The 20,693-nt window shown below is 43.5% G+C and carries 24 protein-coding genes; 8 read left to right on the forward strand and 16 right to left on the reverse strand.

Going from position 1 to position 20,693, the window contains the following annotated elements; translation table 11 throughout:
- Positions 1–32: 32 nt before the first annotated feature.
- The 5 genes from M0413_RS05400 to M0413_RS05420 all read right to left on the reverse strand — a co-directional run bounded on the left by M0413_RS05400 (position 33) and on the right by M0413_RS05420 (position 3,209).
- Positions 33–467, reverse strand: coding sequence for a DUF4426 domain-containing protein (locus M0413_RS05400; protein ID WP_249553407.1), 435 nt, complete (start codon positions 465–467; stop codon positions 33–35).
- 73 nt (positions 468–540) lie between these two features.
- Positions 541–831 carry a DUF167 family protein YggU gene (yggU, locus tag M0413_RS05405; protein WP_037420787.1) on the reverse strand — a complete coding sequence of 97 codons (291 nt, stop codon included), beginning with the start codon at positions 829–831 and terminating at the stop codon, positions 541–543.
- Positions 831–1,379: a YggT family protein gene (locus M0413_RS05410; protein WP_037420784.1), complete on the reverse strand. Its 549-nt coding sequence runs from the start codon at positions 1,377–1,379 to the stop codon at positions 831–833. Before M0413_RS05410 ends, yggU begins: the two co-directional genes overlap by 1 nt.
- Before the next feature lie 74 nt (positions 1,380–1,453).
- Positions 1,454–2,272: a pyrroline-5-carboxylate reductase gene (gene proC / locus M0413_RS05415; RefSeq protein WP_144375262.1), complete on the reverse strand. Its 819-nt coding sequence runs from the start codon at positions 2,270–2,272 to the stop codon at positions 1,454–1,456.
- Positions 2,273–2,495: 223 nt separating this feature from the next.
- Positions 2,496–3,209 carry a YggS family pyridoxal phosphate-dependent enzyme gene (locus tag M0413_RS05420; protein WP_144375261.1) on the reverse strand — a complete coding sequence of 238 codons (714 nt, stop codon included), beginning with the start codon at positions 3,207–3,209 and terminating at the stop codon, positions 2,496–2,498.
- A 35-nt stretch (positions 3,210–3,244) separates the two neighbouring features.
- Between M0413_RS05420 and M0413_RS05425 the strand changes: the two genes are divergently transcribed.
- The 4 genes from M0413_RS05425 to hemH all read left to right on the forward strand — a co-directional run bounded on the left by M0413_RS05425 (position 3,245) and on the right by hemH (position 7,161).
- Complete coding sequence (locus tag M0413_RS05425) at positions 3,245–4,282, forward strand: type IV pilus twitching motility protein PilT (RefSeq protein ID WP_037420775.1); 1,038 nt, start codon at positions 3,245–3,247, stop codon at positions 4,280–4,282.
- A 9-nt stretch (positions 4,283–4,291) separates the two neighbouring features.
- Positions 4,292–5,404: a PilT/PilU family type 4a pilus ATPase gene (locus M0413_RS05430; RefSeq protein WP_037420771.1), complete on the forward strand. Its 1,113-nt coding sequence runs from the start codon at positions 4,292–4,294 to the stop codon at positions 5,402–5,404.
- Between the two features lie 171 nt (positions 5,405–5,575).
- Positions 5,576–6,109: a glutathione peroxidase gene (locus tag M0413_RS05435; RefSeq protein ID WP_249553409.1), complete on the forward strand. Its 534-nt coding sequence runs from the start codon at positions 5,576–5,578 to the stop codon at positions 6,107–6,109.
- Positions 6,110–6,177: 68 nt separating this feature from the next.
- Complete coding sequence (gene hemH, locus M0413_RS05440; RefSeq protein WP_240293187.1) at positions 6,178–7,161, forward strand: ferrochelatase; 984 nt, start codon at positions 6,178–6,180, stop codon at positions 7,159–7,161.
- A 63-nt stretch (positions 7,162–7,224) separates the two neighbouring features.
- Here the strand turns inward: hemH and ruvX are convergent, their stop codons facing one another.
- From ruvX to M0413_RS05460, 4 genes are all read right to left on the reverse strand, one after another.
- The gene (ruvX, locus tag M0413_RS05445; protein ID WP_037420762.1) at positions 7,225–7,650 is read right to left on the reverse strand and encodes a Holliday junction resolvase RuvX; all 426 of its coding nucleotides are present in this window, start codon (positions 7,648–7,650) and stop codon (positions 7,225–7,227) included.
- Positions 7,651–7,679: 29 nt separating this feature from the next.
- A complete protein-coding gene (locus M0413_RS05450) occupies positions 7,680–8,243 on the reverse strand; it encodes a YqgE/AlgH family protein (RefSeq protein WP_069453279.1) in 564 nt (187 codons plus the stop codon).
- Positions 8,244–8,311: 68 nt separating this feature from the next.
- Complete coding sequence (yciH, locus tag M0413_RS05455; RefSeq protein WP_037420757.1) at positions 8,312–8,641, reverse strand: stress response translation initiation inhibitor YciH; 330 nt, start codon at positions 8,639–8,641, stop codon at positions 8,312–8,314.
- Between the two features lie 162 nt (positions 8,642–8,803).
- Positions 8,804–9,118 carry a hypothetical protein gene (locus tag M0413_RS05460; protein ID WP_037420754.1) on the reverse strand — a complete coding sequence of 105 codons (315 nt, stop codon included), beginning with the start codon at positions 9,116–9,118 and terminating at the stop codon, positions 8,804–8,806.
- A gap of 178 nt (positions 9,119–9,296) precedes the next feature.
- On the opposite strand from M0413_RS05460, the gene M0413_RS05465 reads away from it, so the two are divergent.
- Both M0413_RS05465 and M0413_RS05470 read left to right on the forward strand, forming a co-directional pair.
- Entirely contained in the window at positions 9,297–9,857 is a 561-nt protein-coding gene (locus M0413_RS05465; protein ID WP_037420751.1) for a DUF4136 domain-containing protein, read from the forward strand.
- Between the two features lie 353 nt (positions 9,858–10,210).
- On the forward strand, positions 10,211–10,852 hold the full coding sequence (locus tag M0413_RS05470; protein ID WP_037420748.1) for a trimeric intracellular cation channel family protein: 642 nt from the start codon (positions 10,211–10,213) through the stop codon (positions 10,850–10,852).
- Between the two features lie 37 nt (positions 10,853–10,889).
- Here the strand turns inward: M0413_RS05470 and tpx are convergent, their stop codons facing one another.
- From tpx to M0413_RS05485, 3 genes are all read right to left on the reverse strand, one after another.
- Positions 10,890–11,480 (reverse strand): thiol peroxidase, encoded by a 591-nt coding sequence (gene tpx / locus M0413_RS05475; protein ID WP_037429419.1) that lies wholly within the window; start codon positions 11,478–11,480, stop codon positions 10,890–10,892.
- A gap of 110 nt (positions 11,481–11,590) precedes the next feature.
- Positions 11,591–12,418 carry a mechanosensitive ion channel family protein gene (locus tag M0413_RS05480; RefSeq protein ID WP_037420742.1) on the reverse strand — a complete coding sequence of 276 codons (828 nt, stop codon included), beginning with the start codon at positions 12,416–12,418 and terminating at the stop codon, positions 11,591–11,593.
- 31 nt (positions 12,419–12,449) lie between these two features.
- Positions 12,450–13,025 (reverse strand): OmpA family protein, encoded by a 576-nt coding sequence (locus M0413_RS05485; RefSeq protein ID WP_069453278.1) that lies wholly within the window; start codon positions 13,023–13,025, stop codon positions 12,450–12,452.
- Positions 13,026–13,324: 299 nt separating this feature from the next.
- On the opposite strand from M0413_RS05485, the gene ltaE reads away from it, so the two are divergent.
- On the forward strand, positions 13,325–14,338 hold the full coding sequence (gene ltaE, locus M0413_RS05490; RefSeq protein ID WP_144375253.1) for a low-specificity L-threonine aldolase: 1,014 nt from the start codon (positions 13,325–13,327) through the stop codon (positions 14,336–14,338).
- Positions 14,339–14,500: 162 nt separating this feature from the next.
- On the forward strand, positions 14,501–15,964 hold the full coding sequence (locus M0413_RS05495) for an HDOD domain-containing protein (RefSeq protein ID WP_144375251.1): 1,464 nt from the start codon (positions 14,501–14,503) through the stop codon (positions 15,962–15,964).
- 4 nt (positions 15,965–15,968) lie between these two features.
- Here the strand turns inward: M0413_RS05495 and M0413_RS05500 are convergent, their stop codons facing one another.
- The 4 genes from M0413_RS05500 to M0413_RS05515 form a co-directional block, all read right to left on the reverse strand.
- On the reverse strand, positions 15,969–16,460 hold the full coding sequence (locus M0413_RS05500) for a nuclear transport factor 2 family protein (protein WP_370687113.1): 492 nt from the start codon (positions 16,458–16,460) through the stop codon (positions 15,969–15,971).
- A 119-nt stretch (positions 16,461–16,579) separates the two neighbouring features.
- Positions 16,580–17,404 (reverse strand): M90 family metallopeptidase, encoded by an 825-nt coding sequence (locus M0413_RS05505; RefSeq protein ID WP_037429412.1) that lies wholly within the window; start codon positions 17,402–17,404, stop codon positions 16,580–16,582.
- 122 nt (positions 17,405–17,526) lie between these two features.
- Positions 17,527–19,251: a GGDEF domain-containing protein gene (locus M0413_RS05510; protein ID WP_249553413.1), complete on the reverse strand. Its 1,725-nt coding sequence runs from the start codon at positions 19,249–19,251 to the stop codon at positions 17,527–17,529.
- Positions 19,248–20,693, reverse strand: coding sequence for an ABC transporter substrate-binding protein (locus tag M0413_RS05515; protein WP_099456801.1), 1,446 nt, complete (start codon positions 20,691–20,693; stop codon positions 19,248–19,250). The genes M0413_RS05510 and M0413_RS05515 overlap by 4 nt, the downstream gene beginning before the upstream one ends.

Consider the following 20,693-nt stretch of genomic DNA (forward strand, 5'->3'; position numbering starts at 1 on the left):
TAATTGGTATCGTCATGCCTGTGAGGCTGAAATTATTCGACGTAGAACTTTTGTTTAAACTGTAGGTTAGTATTCAGCTGGTTCCGATACTTGATGGCGATGTTGAAATTAATCTCTTGATCGTCGCGGTATGGGACTTCAGCAATATAGTAAATGGCCTTACCTTCACGGATTTCTCTAAATTTTAAATCGATACGCGCATCGAGTAAGTTATTGGCAACACCGGTGATTTCTACGGGAACTGCGGGGGAGCCTGTTTCGCTCGTATCTAATACCGCGATGTTGATAATACCTTTGTAGCTACTACGCTCAATGCCATAGGTTTTAGCAATACTGGGGGTCAGAAAGGTACTTCCTAACGCGATATAATGAATATCAAAATTACCGACGGTTTCTTTTTGCTCGGCATCAGCGACACCACAAAGGCTAGCTGTTAATACGAGCATGATTAGGAGGTTACGTAACATAATGTTGTACCTTAACTTAATATGAGAGATTGCTTGATTATATGTATCGGAACCTAGACTTCCAACGCTGTGTTTATTCGAGCAGTGTCGCGATTTCTGTCGGGACGTTTTTAGGAGCGCTAATCCGTACCTGTTTATGGCGCCCCAATTCGCCCTTAAGGATGTGAACATCGCTTTTAGGGACTTTAAAGGCCTTGGCTAAATACTTGCTTAAATGGGCATTGGCCTTGCCATCAATAGGCGGGGCGGTAATGGCGACTTTTAACTCATCACCATGAAGCCCAACTATCTGATCGCGACTCGCTTTAGGTTGAATATACAAATTAAGCAGCAAGTCGCCTTGCTGCATAATGACTGCGCTCATTAAATCACGGCCCAAAAAGGTACGTATTGCGCCAACAGCATGTTGATAAAGTTCATGCCGATAATCACCAACATCACTGACAAATCTAAACCACCAATGGGCGGAATGATGCGGCGCACTGGGGCCAAAATGGGCTCGGTTAATTGCCCCATAATCATCACGATCGGATTATAGCCTTGATTGAACCAGCTCAAAATCGCGCGGATGATCAACATCCAAAACAGCAAAATGCCTGTCTGTTTGATGACAGTGACAAGCGCAAATACAAAGAACAGCACAATATCAATAGCGCCACCGGCGATAAGGCTCAATAGCAAGACTTTTACGATGACGACCAATAATGCCAACACAAACGAGGCTGTATCAAATCTTCCTATTGATGGGATCACTCGGCGCATTGGGGCGATGAGTGGGTGAGTTGCTTTCACGATAAATTGACTAAAAGGGTTATAAAAATCGGCCCGTGCCAAGGGGAGCCAGAGCCGCAAAATCACTACCATCAAATACAAATCGAAGAGTGTGCTGATCAAGAAGGTTAATGCATTCATCGAGATTTCTGCCTATATGAGTCCAATTAAAAACGCCCGTTATCTGTGTTTGAGCCGTCGGGAAAGTGGTTTAATTAAAATGTCTTTGCCATTTCTTCTGCGCGATTAATGCAGTTTTCCATGGCTTTTTTTACGACGCCACGGAGATCTGCCGCTTCGAATGTGGCGATGGCTTGCGCCGTTGTCCCACCTTTAGAGGTGACATTTTCCCGTAAATTACCCAGCGTGAGCTCAGGATTTTGTTTAGCCATCATAGCAGCACCAAGGGCGGCTTGCTGCACTAAGCTTCTGGCTTTGGCTTCGTCCATGCCCATTTGTTTACCCGCATCAATCATCGATTCCATCAGCAGGAAGAAATATGCTGGTGAGCTACCAGCAAGGGCAATGACTTGATTAATTTCAGATTCTTCATTTACCCACACTATTTCACCGCCGCTGGACATCAATCGTTCAGTAATGGCTTTTTGTGCATCCGATAGGGGGTGCGGTGCGTAGAGTCCCGCCATGCCGACGCCGATTTGCATTGGGGTGTTTGGCATAGTGCGAACCAGCGTGATGGGTTGTGCTAAATACTGGCTGTAGCGTTCAGCTTTAATCCCTGCGGCAATAGTAATGATCAGCTTGTTAGACATATCAATGTCTTGCAGTGCTTGGCAGACTGGTTCCATTAACTGCGGCTTAACGGATAATACGATGACATCGGCATCTTGGGCGGCGCTGACATTATCTTGGGATACACGCACACCAAAGTCGTGAGCGAGAGCGTCGAGTTTACCTTGGCTTGGGTTGGTCGCCTGAACCTGTGATGCTGGATAACCGCTACGAATTAAGCCGCTGATAATACTACGGGTCATATTGCCCGCGCCGATAAAGCAGATTTTTTGTTGACTCATGTGTACCCCATAATGTCTGGCCTAGGGCTGAATCCTATGGTTCAGCGATGACAAAATTAGACCGGATAAAAATTTCTATTTAATGTCTCTTTACAGTATTTGGGCTTTAGCTTGTAAAAACAAGACCAAATACCGAGTCAGTCGCTATACCTTAGTTTTCAATCTGTGATAGCGACAGTTGGCAATGACCTCTTTAATGGCAATAGGTTTGATACTTATCGACTCAATTGATCGTTTCTTTTGAGGAATAATCCCGCTCTCCAAAGATGGCGCTGCCAATGCGCACCATGGTTGAGCCGCACTCGATAGCGATGTCCAAATCATTACTCATGCCCATTGATAGTGTATCGACATCGTGATAATGCTGTTTCAGTGTCTCGAATAACTGCTTGAGCTCGGTAAGTTCCCGGGTTTGCTGGGTAATGTTATCGGTTGCAGTGGGAATAGCCATTAAGCCTCTGAGCCTTAACTGCGGCAGTTGGCTGATGATATTGGCTAGCGGTAGCATTTGCTCGGCATCGATACCAGATTTTGTGTCTTCATCACTGATGTTGATTTGAATGCACACATTAAGTGGCGCAAGGTGAGTGGGGCGCTGTTCATTGAGCCGCTGGGCAATTTTTTCTCGGCTAAGGGTGTGCATCCAATCGAAGTGCTGGGCAACTAATGTGGTCTTATTGGATTGTAGAGGCCCAATAAAATGCCATTCAATATCGGGATGAGTATCTTTTAGCGCTTCAATTTTTGTCGCACCTTCTTGAACATAGTTCTCACCAAAGCAACGCTGGCCTGCATTATAGGCGGCTATAATATCTGCTATAGGTTTAGTTTTACTGACGGCAAGTAAGCGAATAGTGTGAGGTAAGCGTGCGCATTTTTGCGCCGCTTGCGCGATCCTGCTCTGGGCGTGGGCGAGTCTGTCTGCTATTGTTGTCATGATGTAATTATCTAGTTGCAAGGATATCCCAAACTATGGAAATCACTGAGTTATTAGCTTTTAGTGTAAAACACAAAGCCTCGGATCTACACCTCTCTGCAGGGATATCTCCCATGATCCGTGTCGACGGTGAAGTGAGAAAAATCAATCTGCCCGCGCTCGATCATCAGGGTGTACACAGCCTTGTTTATGACATTATGAATGATAAACAACGCAAGGACTTTGAAGAACATTTAGAAATCGACTTTTCGTTCGAAGTCCCTAATTTAGCGCGTTTCCGTGTGAACGCCTTTAACCAATCTCGCGGCGCTGCGGCGGTATTTCGTACCATTCCCAGTGATATCTTGTCACTTGAGCAGTTAGGTGCGCCTGAAATTTTTAAAAAAATTGCCAGTTTTCCCCGTGGGTTAGTGTTAGTCACTGGGCCTACAGGTTCCGGTAAGAGTACCACACTTGCGGCCATGGTCGATTACATCAATGAAAACCGCCATGATCATATCTTAACCATTGAAGACCCAATCGAATTTGTTCATCCCAACAAGCAATGTTTGATTAACCAACGGGAAGTGCATCGTCATACCCACAGCTTTAACGCGGCGCTGCGTAGCGCACTGCGTGAAGACCCTGACGTTATCCTCGTGGGTGAGATGCGCGACCTTGAAACCATTCGTCTGGCGATGACGGCGGCCGAAACGGGTCACTTAGTCTTTGGTACCTTGCACACCACCTCGGCGGCTAAGACCATCGACCGTGTGGTTGACGTTTTCCCTGCCGGTGAAAAGGACATGGTGCGTACCATGTTATCTGAATCATTACAGGCGGTTATTTCGCAAACCCTGATTAAGAAAATCGGTGGCGGCCGTGTGGCAGCCCACGAAATTATGATGGGTACGCCCGCTATCCGAAATCTTATCCGTGAAGATAAAGTGGCGCAGATGTACTCTGCCATTCAAACGGGGATGGCCCATGGCATGCAAACTCTTGAGCAGTGTCTGCAAAACTTAGTTAACCGTGGCCTCATCACCCGTGAGGATGCCATGGCGAAGAGCTCAAACAAACAAGCGACGTTTTAAGGATTTATGATGGATGTCCGTCCGTTTTTAAAAGTCATGGTGGAGCGTAAAGCCTCGGACCTGTTTATTACCGCAGGTTTTCCGCCGAGCGCCAAAATTGATGGTGAGTTACGCCCGTTAGCCGAGAGTGCCTTCACGCCCGCGCAGTCTTTGGATTTTGTCGAGTCCGTGATGACGGAGGCGCAAAAGAAGGAGTTTCACACGACTCGCGAGTGTAACTTTGCTTTTGCGGTTAAGGAGTTGGGGCGTTTTCGCGTCAGCGCATTCTGGCAGCGTGAGTCTCCGGGTTGTGTTATGCGCCGGATTGAGACCAAAATCCCTGAAGTGGATGATTTAAAACTGCCACCGATTTTAAAAGATCTGGTGATGAGTAAGCGTGGACTTATCATCATGGTGGGGGGGACAGGGACCGGTAAATCGACTTCCTTAGCAGCATTAGTCGGTTATCGCAATGCCCATGCCCGCGGGCATATCTTGACGATTGAAGACCCTGTGGAATTTGTTCACGATCATCGCAAAAGTATCATTACCCAACGTGAAGTGGGCATAGATACAGAGTCCTTTGATGCGGCGCTGAAAAGCTCGTTGCGTCAGGCGCCTGATGTGATCCTTATCGGTGAAATTCGAACCCAAGAAACCATGGAATTTGCGCTCTCCTTTGCTGAAACGGGCCATCTGTGTATGGCGACACTGCATGCTAACAATGCTAACCAAGCATTAGACCGGATTATGCACTTAGTGCCTGAAAGTAAACATCAACAGCTATTATTCGATTTGTCACTCAACCTGCGTGGCATTGTGGCGCAGCAGCTGGTGGCTAAAGTTGATGGAACAGGTCGCCGGGCGGCGATTGAAGTCTTGATCAATACGCCACGTGTCGCGAGTTTGATTGCTAAAAATGAACTGCATCTACTCAAAGAAACCATGGCCAAATCGAATGAGCAAGGCATGCAGACCTTTGACCAAGCTCTGTTAAAGCTCTATGTCGATGGGGAGATCAGTTATGCCGACGCGCTTCACCATGCTGACTCACCCAACGACTTGCGGTTAATGATTAAATTGCAAAATAAAGAACCCGCCAGTTCGAGCTTTATGGAAGGCGTGACCTTGGATATGGATTAATCCTATTTTGTCGTGTGTTAAAGCAGCTCGATTGAGCTGCTTTTTTATCAGCTAAAGCAATCGATAACTCCTTGTAGCTTTTATTTTTTTATTCAATATGATCTTTACCGTAGCAAGTGACGTAATAAGAATAAGTTCGCCTATCTTGGATCATTGAATAAGAAGGACATTATGATGAAACTCCCGCTATTTATCTTGACTAGCTTGATGAGCACCAGCGCTTTGGCGGCAACATGCCCAAGCTACCTTGATGTTGAAGTGCGTAAATTGCACTCAGAACAGAGCGTTAACTTATGTGAGCTCACTCAGGGTAAGCCTGTGCTGCTGGTCAATACCGCCAGTAATTGTGGTTATACGCCGCAATTTAAAGCCTTAGAAGCACTCTATCAACAATATAAAGATAAAGGGTTAGTGGTAATTGGTTTCCCTTCGGATGATTTTTTCCAAGAGGAGAATGATGAAAAAGACACGGCTAAGGTGTGCTACATCAACTATGGTGTCACCTTCACCATGCTCGCGACGTCTCCCGTCCGAGGTAGTGATGCTAACAGTGTATTCAAATACTTAGGCGATAAAGCTGGCTCACCCAAGTGGAATTTCTACAAATATGTAGTGAGTGGCGATGGCAATACTGTGCAGCAATTTAATTCTAAGGTTAAACCCGATAGTGCCGAGCTTAAGCAGGCAATAGAATCCGTGCTTTAATGCCCAATTTATTCATTTACAAATTTTAAGAGGCTACTTTGGCTAGGTTTTCAGGATTATCAAAAGAGATGGGCCACGCAACGCGTGGCAAAGTGGGTGTGTTGTTACTTAACCTTGGCACGCCAGATGCGCCAACGGCATCGGCCGTAAGGCGTTACCTTGCAGAGTTTTTATCCGACCCTCGGGTGGTAGAAATTCCAAAACTCCTCTGGATGCTGATTTTACATGGCATAGTGCTGCGCGTTCGCCCAGCAAAGTCCGCGGCACTTTATCAAAAGGTGTGGACAGAAGCTGGGTCGCCACTGATGGATATCAGTTTGCGGCAAACGGCTAAATTGTCTGATAAATTAACCGCCGATGGTTATCCTGTGTCGGTTCACTTAGCTATGCGCTATGGAAACCCTTCAGTGGCAAACACGTTACAGGATATGCATAAGCAAGGGATTGATAAGATAGTTGTTTTACCCTTATATCCCCAATATGCTGCGCCGACAACGGGTTCCGCTTTTGACGCTATTGCCAAGGAACTTTGTCAATGGCGCTATTTGCCCTCGCTGCATTTTATTAATACTTATCACGATAACCCTGAGTTTATCGCTGCATTAGTCAATTCGATTCGTGCCGATTTTGACAAACATGGCAAGCCACAAAAGTTAGTGCTGTCTTACCATGGTATGCCTGAGCGTAATCTTCATCTGGGTGACCCCTATTATTGTTTTTGCATGAAGACCACTCGTCTTGTGGCTGAGCAATTGGGTTTGGCCGAAGATGAATTTGCGATTACATTCCAGTCACGTTTTGGTAAAGCTAAGTGGTTACAGCCTTATACGGATGCGACGATGGCGGCTCTGCCGAGTCAAGGTGTGCGTGATGTTGCGATTGTGTGTCCAGCATTTAGTGCCGATTGTTTAGAGACGTTAGAAGAGATCGTGGGCGAAAATGGCCATATCTTTACTCATGCTGGGGGGGAGAAGTTCCGTTATATTCCAGCGCTCAATGATAATGATGACCATATCAGCATGATGGCGAGCTTGGTTAAACCCTATCTGTAGACACTAATATCGTAGAAATAAAAAAGGATAGCTCAGGCTATCCTTTTGTTTTGATATCGCTCATTAGTCGCCGAAATGATTTTCAAAATAGCTTTCGACAATCAATACGGCTGACACAGCATCAACTTGACCTTTGGTGAGGGCTTTGAAGCCGCCGAGTTCAAATAGCCTAGCTTTTGCATCTGTGGTGGTGAGTCTTTCATCCTGAGTGACAATTTTGACCCCAAACTTAGCGTTTAGTCGATTGGCAAATTTTCTTGCTCTGTGGGTCATTTCTTGTTCTGTACCATCCATGTTGAGCGGTAAACCCACGACGACTAAATCGGGTTGCCACTCTTGGATGAGTTTGGCTATTTCATCCCAATTTGGAATGCCATCAACGGCCTTAAGAGATAAAAGTGGTGTTGCGCTGGAGGTAATTTGTTGCCCTACGGCAACGCCGATGCTTTTTGTACCAAAATCAAAACCTAACACGGTTTTAGTATTCATCTGATATTAACTCGTTAAATAAAGTGAGATTAGGCGTGGCCTGCCTGTGTTGAAAGTTGCCAAGCCTCAAATCCCAGTGAACGGCTAGCTTGTTGCCATCTATCTTCGTGGTTTACTTCAAAGAGTAAGGTGTGATCAGCGGGGATCGTAAGCCAAGAGTTATCGGCAAGTTCTTGCTCTAACTGATTTTTACTCCAGCCAGCATAACCTAATGCCACGAGAAATTTATCTGGCGAGCGCTTACTGCCTATAGCGGTTAATACGTCTCGAGATGTGGTAAGCATCAGTCCCGAGCCTAATTCCGTACTATTGGCCCAATAGGGTTGGGAAGTATGCAGTACAAAACCTCTATCTTGGGAAACTGGCCCGCCCATTAAGACTTGCGATCCCATCGCAAAATCGGCAGACACTTGCTCTGTTGGGAGATCCATCTGCTCGAGCAAGGAGTTAACTTCAATGCCCAGCGGTTTATTTATCACTAGTCCCATGGCGCCTTTTTCATCGTGCTCACATAAATAGATGACGGTGCGCTCAAAAAAAGTGTCATCGAGTGATGGCATGGCGATTAAAAAATGGTTCTGCAAACTCTCCATTAAATGCTCCGTTCAGCCCATATGCATTGATCGATAGATAAAATCCAGCTACTTAGGATCGTGGCGTATCAACCGCCGGCTAATTTGACTTTATAGTTTTGTTTTTCAAGCAACTGTTTGAGTAGTTCACGGTTATCGGTTTGCACTTCGATCGTGAAATCTTTAACCGTCCCACCACAACCACATTGTTTTTTAAGTGTTTGTGCTAGTGCTTTTAGGCCAGTATCGTCAAGCCCTAGGCCTGAAATGACCGAGACACCTTTACCTTTACGGCCTTTGCTGTCTCTGTGGATACGCACAATGCCATCGGATGCGGGGAGTGCTTTTGCTTCTGGTTCGGCAGTAATGCGACCTTTATCAGTGCTGTATACTAAGGAAACGTTGGGATCTACTCTCATAAGTCATCTTTTATCTGAATGTAAACGGCTTAAGTCTATCAAATTCATAATGCTTCGTGGAGGTAAAAAGTAGAGGTAAAAAAAGGCCACAGACAGAGACTGAAAGTGGCCGAAGGTAAATGCTAGCTCTTTGCAGGGAAGTAGCATGTTTTCAAACGGAATTTATAGATGCTGCAAAACCATAGCGATTAATGCCAATGCGGTGAGTAGGGCGCAGGGCATAATAAAACGATGTAATTTGGGAAGTGCAATTAAACAGGCTGTGGCAACAAAACCAAATGCGGCAATAGTGGTGTAGTCTGCACCATTTGATACAGCTTCGAATATCAGCCAACTCATTACAATCAAAGGTAAAAACAATAACATCATCGGGAGATGAGGCGTGAGTTTATTGTTATTGGTGTCGATTGAGGCTTTTTGTGGCGCTAGCCAGAAAATTGCTGATGCAACAATCAATGCGCTAATGAACCAGTACATGTTATTTATCCCTTAATCGCTTTAAGTGATAATCATTATCATTTAAAGCGATTGCTGAAGTCAAGCTGAATAACGCTCTGCTTTTCATTATATTGAGTTGTAGAATCGGCCATTGCTCTGTAAGCTAAATTTATTTATCGGCTCATTTGTGTTCTTTACGAAATCCAAGGAAATCACCATGAAAAATTTTATCGTAGGGTTAGCAGTGCTGGCCTTGAGTGCTTGTAGTTCTCTTAAGTCTGGTTGGGACTACGATCCCAGTGCCAATTTCTCTCAATACAAAACCTATGCTTGGGTAGCACAAAAGACCGATGCTTCAGGTTATCATCTCGATGGTCTGATGGATCAGCGAGTGCGTGATGCAGTTAATGCACAGCTTTCTGCTAAGGGCATGACGTTAGTCGATGCAAAAGACGCTGATGTCCTAGTTAACTATCTGACTAAAATCGACAAAAAGATTAATGTAGATACTTTCAATACCAACTTTGGCTATAACCCTTACTATGGTCCTGGTTGGGGATGGGGTGGCAACATGCAAACTCAAACCACGGTGAGAGAATACGAAGTTGGTACGTTGATCATTGATTTAGTTGATAATAAAACAGCTAAGTTAATATGGCGTGGTTCGGTGGCTGACACCATTCGTGATAAAAATACTCCTTCTGAAAGAGTCCAGCTCATCAATGATGCCGTTGGAAGTGTCATGGCGAATTATCCTCCGAAACCTGAAAACAAATAATTTACTTTTAGTCTAAAAAAGCGGCTATTAGGCCGCTTTTTTGTGGCCAAAATTTAGGCTTGAATGACGTGATGTTGAGTTTTCTACAAAATTTCAAAGTTTAATTGATTATGCTTTATTAAAACTTATCAAAAAATAAGCTTAATTGAATGTGGTGGACTGCTATCTATTAGTTAATTTATTGTTATTTAAGGATTGTGGCGTAGCGTGATATTGAAAGTTAGAAATGACTAATGCATAAATGGTATCAATAGATTAAATATTCTAATGACAAAATTTAAATAATCTCATTATCCAGCCCGTGGATTATCAGGCAAAATCCGTTTTTTATGCATGGGTAATAAGTAGTTTAAATGCAAGAAGCGCAATTTATCGGATTATTATGGCTGATTGGGATTTTGGCTGAGGCCATGACTGGGGCATTAGCAGCTGGCCGTAAGCAGATGGATTTATTCGGCGTAGTCATTATCGGTTGTGCTACCGCTATCGGTGGCGGCACCTTACGAGATATGTTACTTGGAAATTACCCTTTGATTTGGGTCGAGAATGTCCACTATCTAATTGCGATTGCATTTGCATCTTTGTTAACCGTCGCGATTGCGCCAGTTATGCGTTATTTGTCTAAGCTGTTTTTGGCAATCGATGCCTTAGGCTTAGCTGTGTTCTCAATTGTTGGCGCGCAAAAGACCCTGATGCTTGGTTTTAGTCCAACTATTGCGGTCGTTATGGGATTGGTTACCGGTGTTTTTGGTGGTGTTATTCGCGATATTCTTTGTAATCAAGTGCCTTTGATTTTTAAGAAAGAGCTCTATGCAGTAATCTCACTCTTTACGGCGGGGTTATATATCACGCTAAACGCCTATCAATTGGCTGAGTGGATTAATCTATTAATTTGCTTAAGTTTTGGATTTAGCTGGCGGATGTTAGCATTACGCTATCATTGGTCTATGCCTACCTTCGACTATCAAGCCAACGGCGACCAACATACGCACTAATAAAAATAGGGCATTAAATGCCCTATTTTTATGCTTATTACTGTGCTTGAATGGTTTTTAGCGCCTCTAGCGCGGCATCATAGTTTGGATGCTGGGCAATGTTGGGTACTAATTCTTGGTACTTGAGTTTACCTTCGGCATCGACGATGAAAATCGCCCGTGCAAGTAAGCCATAATCTTCAATTAACAGACCATACTTCTCGCCAAAATCACGCCAAACAGAATCTGATAACACTTTAATATTTTCGACATTCTCAACTTTACAAAAACGTTTTTGCGCGAAAGGTAAATCCGTGCTGATGGTTAGCATGACGACATCATCAGAAAAGTGGCTGACCTCGCTATTAAAGCGTTTAGTTTGTAGCGCACAAACACCCGTATCCAAGCTAGGCACTGCACTAATCAGGATGGTTTTTCCCTTAAAGTCGGTTAAGTTGATTGGATTGAATTTATCATCAACGACTTTAAATCTTGGGGCCATTTGCTCAAGTTGAGGTAATTTTCCTTCTAGGGTGACAGTCTTTTCACCCATCATTACTTGGGTTTTATTGCTGGCAATCGCCATTGGGCTGAGCAGCATTAAACTAAAAACACAGCCAGCGGCCAGAAATGAAACATACTTTGGCATATTCTCTCTCTTACTCAGATATGTGTGCATATTCGGTTAAGGTACGCCAAAATCCGACTTATCACCATAAAAAAGGCCGGTTTTCACCGGCCTTCTAATATCACTGCTGATTATTTGCTCTCGGGCAGTTGTTTTACATGAATATCCATTTGTGGAAATGGAATTTCAATATTGGCTGCATCAAGCGCATTTTTGATTTGTTCTAAAATCTCGAAACGAGCTGTCCAGTAATCCGCCGTTTTTACCCAAGGACGAACTACAAAGTTAATTGAAGAATTTGCTAGTTCAGACAGACCCACGGTGTAACCCGGTTCTTTCAGCACATATTGGTTGTTATCTAAAATCTCGGTTAAAACTTTTTTAGTCTGGGCAATATCCGCAGAATAAGACACGCCAATGACTAAATCGATACGACGATTTTCTAAGGCTGAGTAGTTGGTGATCGTGCCATTCATGATTGAAGAGTTGGGCGCAACGATAACCTTATTATCTGGCGTGCGTAATTTAGTTGAGAAAATGGTGATTTCATCAACAGTGCCAGCAATACCAGCAGCTTCAATATAGTCACCCACGCGACATGGGCGGAATAACACCATTAACACGCCTGAAGCAAAGTTAGATAATGATCCTTGCAGCGCTAAACCTATCGCTAAACCGGCGGCACCGATAACCGCGACTAAAGATGCGGTTTGCACACCAATTTGGCCTAAGGTGGCGATAATGGTGAAGACAAACACAACAGCCCACGATAAGTTGGCTACAAAAGAGACCACCGTTGGATCAACTTTGCGGCTGTTGAGTAGCTTTCGCACTACCTTTTGCGCAACGCCGGAAAAATATTTACCGACAAAAAAGATAACAAGGGCAAATAAGATCTTCACTCCATAGGTCATGATCAGATCTGGAGCCTGCTTTAATAAGCCTTCAAGGTTTTCCATTAAATTACTCCCTAAAAATACGCTAACAAAACTACTTATTATTGACGAAAAATTGTACTCGTCGATTTAATCTGCGACCTTCGCTGGAACGATTATCTGCTACTGGTTCAGATATACCTTTACCGACAACGGTAAAGCGATTTGGGTTGAATCCATAGTCTTCAACCAAAATTTGTTTCACATTTTGCGCACGTTGAAGTGATAACTGATAATTAAACTCAGGTGTGCCGACAATATCTGTGTGCCCAACCAAGATTAAATGAACATCAGTATTTGACTCTAAAAATGCTTTGACTAAGGCTAATGCTTTCCACTGCGATAAATCTACCTCTGCTATCGCAAACTCAAAATACACAATGGCTGTCTCAATATGATGACAATCAGGAGCTGAATAGGTGCTGGGGTCATTGAGATTACATTGAATATTAGTGGCTGTGGCTTCGACTTCATAAACACAGCCATTTGCCATCACCGTAGTGTTAGCGGTTGTGTTGGGGCAGGCATCTTTAATATCGGGCACGCCATCTTGATCAGTATCCTGCCACGCATAAGCTGGTAGCATTAGGGTTAAACTCAATGCTAAAGAGGCTAGTTTAATCCATTGCATTACGGATATCTTCACCACAAATCACCTTATGTTTAATATCTAGCAGTCAAAATCACTAGGAGATTGGCATTGCTTTAGCATGAGCATCCTAGTTGGCTATTGTAGCTTTTAAACGTTATAACGCCAAGTTTTGCCATTTATTCGATATAAATCAATTATATCAGATTAAATTTTGCATTAGGTTGTATGTTTTATCGGCAGCTATGTCAGCAAGCTATACAATTTTTTCCTTTAAGGCTAGAGTCGCTAGGCGTGTTTGATATGCGCATAGGGGATAGGCAGAAGAAGTTGAGGACAAAATGATAGATTTACGCAGTGATACTGTAACCCAGCCTACTGAGGCAATGCGTTTAGCCATGTCGAGGGCTGAAGTGGGTGATGATGTTTATGGTGATGATCCGAGCGTTAACCGTCTACAGGACATGGCCGCCGAGATGTTTGGTTTTGAGGGAGCACTTTTTACGGCATCTGGCACCCAAGCCAATCTACTGGCTTTGATGTCGCATTGTGAGCGCGGGGATGAATATCTATGCGGTCAGCAAGCTCATAACTATAAATTTGAAGGTGGTGGTGCGGCGGTGTTAGGTAGTATTCAACCTCAACCGCTAACAAATCAATTAGATGGGACTATTGCTCTTAGCGAAATTGAAGCGGCAATCAAGCCTGATGATATTCATTTTGCCCGAACGCGCTTGCTGAGTTTGGAAAATACTATCGGGGGGAAAGTGTTGCCCCAAACCTATCTTGCCAATGCGCAGGCACTGGCTTTTCAGCGCGGTTTAAAAATTCATTTAGATGGTGCAAGAGTGGCTAATGCCGCAGTGGCACAAGGGATCGCTATTGCTGATATCGCCGTACACTTTGATTCCGTTTCGATCTGTTTATCAAAGGGATTATGCGCGCCAGTCGGATCGTTACTCTTAGGCGATGAACGCCTCATTAAAAAAGCGACGCGTTGGCGAAAAATGCTTGGTGGCGGTATGCGTCAAGCTGGGATTCTAGCAGCTGCGGGGGAGTTAGCTCTAACTGCGCAAGTTGAAAGATTGGCAGATGATCATCAAAACGCTGCATATCTGGCCCAACAGTTAAGCCTATTAGACGAGTTTGAAATTGACTTGCCATCCGTTCAAACCAATATGGTGTTTGCAACCTTAGCTTCTCATATCGATGAACAGTCCTTAGCGCAACGCTGTCGTAATGAGGGCATTTTGATTAGTCCTGGGCGTACCATACGTTTTGTTACCCATAAAGATGTCTCGCGCCAGGATATTGATAAAGTACTGCGGGTTTTTAAATTACATCTGCAGGCGTAATTGATTAAAGTCCAAGTTAAACCTTGGGCTTTTCTTTGTTTTCAGTTCAGCCTATTGCGGATTTAAAAATCAATCGTTGAATTGTGAACCAGATGCAAGGCGAATTTTTTAAGCCTATCTATACTAAAAACAATAACATTAAACCATCAAGGGAAAGCTAGGTTGAAACCTAATAATACTAATAAAGGGGTTGATTATTGGACAAAACGGATAAGTGAGTTGGAAATGCCAGCGCTTTGTTCCACCGTCCAAACGTTAGAAAAGCTTGCCAAGGATGACGTTTCTTCACTTGCCTTATTAGGGCGTAGCGTGATGCATGATAACGCCCTCACATCACGTATTTTACGGGTCGCAAATAGCGCTATTTACCATAAGGGCAGTACGCAAATTTCTACTGTAAGCCGAGCCGCTATTGTGCTTGGTTTTGATGCAGTTCGTAATATTTGTATCACTGCACAATTATTATCTAGCTTGTTAGAAAGTAAAAACCTCTCGCCTTCAGTATATCAAAGATTAATCAAATTAATGGCTAAGGCATTTCAAGCTGCCATGTTAACTCGGATGATGCTGAGTCATTATGATGATGATATTCAAGAGGAGGCCTTTATAGCCTGTTTGCTTTTTCATATTGGTGAGAGTGCGTTTTGGAGTATCGGGGGAGAATTTACCGAAACCCTCGATAGCCAATTAACGAAATGTGAAACTCCAGCAGAAGAGCGAACTCTTATTCGTGAATCATTAGGTACCTCTTTTTCACAGCTAACCCAGAGTATTGCTCGCCATTGGGGATTGGGGGAGTTATTGATCCAAGCGCTAAATAATCCCGATGACTCTCGTCCTGAAATACGCTGTATATTTTTAGCGGATAAACTTTGCGAAACGCTCTCTGTGGCGATACCAGATCAGATCGATCTTGAGAAATTTATAACTCAAGCGGCCAACTTTACCGGGCTGGATGAGAGTGAATTTACCTTAAGAATGCAGCGTTGTACCAAGGCGACCCATAAATTAGCTGAAGCCTATGGCGCTAAAGTGTTGATTGACTATCTACCTGATCCCAAGAGGCTCGATAAGCTTGAGTCTCGTTTGCCAGAAGTAGAACTACCGATTTTTGCCGCCAATTTAAATATCCAATTAGCTAAACTGCGTGAGCTTACCGCTTTTGCAATCAATAAAGCCGATTTTAATCAAATCATGCAAACCGTACTTGAGGGTATTTTAGAGGGGGTTGGAGTTGATCGCTGTGGTGTGTTGCTGTTGTCTCCTAGCCGTAAACAGCTACAGCCAAGAATTATGCTTGGCAGAGATGCAGAGGAAATGAAGCGATTATTTATTATCGAACTTGGGGATAAAAAGGGGTTATTTCCAATGGCGATGGAGCATAAGGAGTCACTTTGGGTTGATAATCCGAGTGCAAAAAAATGGCAAGAACAATGTCGTGAGTTAAAAGTGCAATTGCCAGAGTCGGGTTTTTTAGTGGCGCCCTTGTTGGTGGATAATAAAGTGATCGGCTTTTATTATGCAGATAGAGGACCATCTGAGAGGTGTTTTACAGAAGTGGATTTTCAAGCTTTCATCCACTTCTCACAGCTGGCAAATGTGTGTTTTACCGTGTCCTTAAAATAACGACTTACTGTGCTTTTTTAATTTCAGCAGTGATTTTTTTCGCTATACCATTGGGGATGGGAAAACTTAAATGATATTGAGCTATTTTCCATTCTCCATTGGTTTTGATTAATGTTCCTGTACCACGACTCACGCCATAACTCGGACTATTGAGCAGTTCGTCGAACAGAATTACATCACCATGTTGCACTAAATGGCGCGAAGTTAAATCGTAGCGCCAGCCTTTTGTGGGACGGGAATAGTGTTCAAATTCTGCCATTCCCCAACGTTCATTCGCATCCGTTCCGATAAAAATCCCATCCTGACGATACAGTGAAAAATATTTATCCCAATCGGCACTACTGGAATATTGATTCAATTGATCAAGTACTTGAGCAGCGGCTTGTTCATCGGCTGATGGGGCTGATATGCCGCTTGTTGCTGGTGTGATGGCATTATTATCATTAGCATGGTTGTTAGAGCTGAAGAGTAACGCGACCACAACAAGAATGAACATAGTGGTACAGAATCGACTTGAATTTTGCCGAGTGGCATTATGCGAAGTGGCTGAAAGATGTTTGTATTTAGCTATTATTGTCATAGGGTATTCCTTGTGTTTATTACTTTGTAATGACATCAGTGCCAATTGAGCGGATCAACTTGATAGAAATGACTTAATTCTCGGTAAAGTGCTGGATGTTCTTGGTTGAGTTCTGCTGGTTTTTCAAAAAAAACTTCGGTCGCTACGGCAAAAAATTCTGCTGGGTTGGTAGCCCCATAACCATTAAATAGGGCTGGTTTACCGACGGCAGTATCTTCAACTAGTTCATTAAATGCTTGATTAAATACGCTTGACCAAGACAGATAATCTTGGCCACGAGCTAAAATTGGGGCGCCATTGGCGTGGCCATCCTCTTGATCTAATTGATGGGCAAACTCATGGATGACAACATTGTTGCCATCGTGTGGATTGGCAGCGCCTTCAAGCGTATTTTTCCATGAAAGTATTACTTGTCCCTGCTCCCATGATTCTCCAGCGAGTACGTTACGTTGCTCCCTGATTAAGCCTGATGGATCTTGTCGTTGGCTGTCGACTATAAATGCATCGGGGTAGACCAAAATTTGTCTTAGTTTAGGGTAGAAATCGGTCTTGCGATTAAGTAGCAGTAGGCATGCTTGGGCAGCAATAGTGACTCGAATTTCATCGGTTATGAGTAAACCATCGCAGCCAACAAAATGCTTTTCATCTAAAAATACCTGAATATGACGTTTAAGTTGCAATTGAAGATCTGCAGGTAATGCATGAAAAAATGGAAGTCTTCTTTTTAGTATTGCTCGCCAAGTCTTTGGAAAGGGGCTTGCCATCACTTGTTTACGACGGAGGTTTTTGCGCCAACGACTGGAGGCCAACCAAGCAATCGCACTGAGGCCAAATATTAGAATCGTTAAACTGGCGAGCATAGTCCCTCAGTGTGGTATTGGTGTCAGTTATATTAGCTAATGGGGATTGAGCGTACTGAACTCAATCCTTTGGTTAAAAATAAAACGCTTTCAGTGAGCGGCTTAATGCGGGATGAGTGGTGTTAGTGAGCGCCAATGAAGACTTCTGTGCGATTTCGCCCTGCTAGTTTGGCACGATAGAGCGCCTCATCAACATGGCTTATCAGCTTGTTTGCATCGAGTAATTGCGGAGGTTGCCAGCAGGCAATTCCTAAGCTAATGGTGACAATCCCCATGTTTGATGAGCCTTGATGGGGAATATGCAAGTCTATAATGGTTTCGCGCAGATGTTCGGCAATTTTGTAAGCATCTTCAATATGGCTTGAGGGCAAGAGTAACATAAATTCTTCACCACCATAGCGAGCTAGAATATCTGTGGGACGTTGTAGAATTGCTTTGGTGGCCTCGACGATCTGTTTTAAGCATTGATCACCGACAACATGGCCATATTGATCATTAAATTCCTTAAAGTGATCTAAATCGAACATCACAATACTCAATGGCATATTATGATCGTTGGCGTAACTTAATTCTTTTAGTATTTGGCTATCTAAATAGCGGCGATTATAGCATCCAGTGAGTCCATCGGTTTCTGCCATCGCTTTAACTTGAGCTGCATAGGTTTTTAGGGTTTCAAGTGAACTCACCATTTGTTGCAGTTCAAGGTTATCGGTAATCGGCATTTGGGTATCGAGTTTTTCATTGGCGATGGCATTCATTGCATCACGAGTCTCAATCACGGGTTTAATAATACCTTTAGCAATAAAGTGCCAACTGGTGAGCCAGATAAAAAAGCAATAAAGAATACCTCCACAAAAGATGAGGATGACAAACGAGGTACTATCACTCTTGAGATCGGTGCCTGCGATCTGAATTTCATCTTCAACATGGTTGACTAACTCTTGGGTGAAGGTTGCTATTTGCCTTGCTGCACTGGCTTGATAGCCAAAATGAGCATTGGCTATCTGAGTACTTTTTAAGGCATTGCGGGATAGCTCAAATAAGTTGTCATTGCCAACCATGTTTTGTTTTATTTGCGATAACCAGTTGAGATAAATTGTATTACTCGAATGCATAGACGCGACGATATTTTCCATTTGAATAAGTCGTCGCATCGCTTCCCGTTGAAGGTGATTTAACGTCGCTATATTTTGGGTATTTTTTACTTCATCTAATAACACAAACAGGTGCTCACCTTGGTGCAGGTATTCCGAAATAGCTTGATGTTCTATCTGATTGTCGGTAATTCCACTGAGATCTTTATGGTCAACTAATAGAGCGAAACGTTCATGGGTCTGATTCAGTTGAGTCTGCATTTCATCAGAAAATGCTGATGACATACCGGCCAAATTTGTTTGAATATTTTGTGCCTGTAACTTTGCCTGTAAAGCACTGTCCGTAAGCGTATTGAGCAATGGAAGTTGTTGCTGATAATAAAGCTGAGTATCAATCGTTGTGTTTAGGGCTTGATACATCTCGGGGATGGTTTCAAGACTTAGTAATACTTTTGTATCTTTTAACAAATGCTCCCATTGATTAGTTAACTCTGAAAGTAGGGATAGTCGTTGTTGCTCAGTATCATAGTGGTTTAATTCTGTGGTGATAATTTGCAACCTTTCACTGTTTTTCGCTAGTTGCAGCGCAGTGGTGACTTTCACGACATCACTATTTACCAGTTGCTCAATTTCAGTTCTCAATTGTTGTGACAATAGGATAGCGATAATACCATTGAATAACGCCATGCCGAGAATAATATAGAAGGCTAGCGTAATTTTCTGTTTAAGACTGGTCAGTCGTTTTGAGTTCATTTGTTTTTCTTGTCGATTGCAGGGACTTCCCCGTAGGTGTTCTGCAAATGTTTAATTTTGGTACTTAACTCAATAAAAATATCTGTACTATTGGCTTCATGCTGGCTTGCGGCATAACAAGCATGGCTTAATTCTGGATAAATCTGCCCCATTGCTGTAGTGGTAAAGTGTCCTACTTCCAATACTTTAGTCGACCAGAACAAGTTAGCAATGTGGCTTGCCTCAAATGCACCAGCAACAGACCTTTTTGAAGCTTGTTTAAATTCGGGAGCCGTAACGACATCCATTCGGCATGGATTTCCGCCGCCAAGTGCATAGGCATATTGGGCTTCAAAAGTGCCCATATATTTGAGTAACCAATAGGCGGCTTGTGGATTTTTACTGTCGTAGCTCACCGCAAAGGCATAGGCACCATTGTAAGGAGTTCCTCCGGGGACTTGAGATACTCCAAGTCGAGCACCAGGTATATTGGCTTCAACTTTAAAAGAGGCTGGCCAAAGGTTGTTATAGGCAAAGGGCCATATGGCTACCTGTCCCGTCGCCATAGCATGCGCGGCTTCATTAAAGGCAAACTTATCATCAGCAGGATAAGCATAGGGCATTAGTTTGCGATAGATTATTCCAGCGGTAATTGCCTGTTGATTGACACTCGGAACTTCAAAGTGAGTCAGTTTTTTTTGTTGATCATAAATAGGCCACATCCAAACGCCGCCTAAACTCCAAATAATGCTGGAAAACTCATCGTTAATATGGGGTTTATTACCCGACATCAATGCTAGGCCATAAAAGTTATGGGTCAATGGTTTGTCTGCAAGGAGTTCACCCGCTTTTCGCGTAAAGAATACGGCTTGATCTTCTAATTCTTGGAAGTTGGTCGCGGGTTTGAGTGGGTAGCCAAACCGTTGTTGAAAGTGAGACTGTTCGGTTTTATTTTCAAATAAATCGGCGCGGTAATGACTTCCCATTACGTAGTTATTATAGGGAATTGCGTGCAATTCTCCATGGTAGGATAAAATATTCAGTAGTGATGGATAGTAGGGTTCGAGGTAGCTTTCCATCGCTTTTTCACCATCGGGATCATAGAGTTTTGCTAATTCCAACAGGGGCACTGTATAGCCGTTTGCCGCCCATTCTTTTGCCCAGCCAGCCTCCATGGTGAGCAGATCGTATTTTCCTTCCCCCATTAATAATGCGTGGGTCTGAAGTTCGAACATGCTCTCAAGTTCGGTGCTAATCACATTGACTTTAACACCGGTTTTTTCGGTGAATTTGGGTAGCATTTGCTGGGTGAGATAGTCAGTCCAAAAGCCTTTTTCGGCAACTAAAGTGATTGGCGTTTTATTCGGCAAGGGGGGAATTTGGTCCAAAGAAAACTCCGCTAAGGCGGGAGGTGCTAGCGTTAATCCCAGTCCGAATAATAGGATTGACAAACGTGTTAACAA

Source organism: Shewanella sp. 8A, assembly GCF_023475945.1.
Lineage (GTDB): Bacteria > Pseudomonadota > Gammaproteobacteria > Enterobacterales > Shewanellaceae > Shewanella > Shewanella xiamenensis.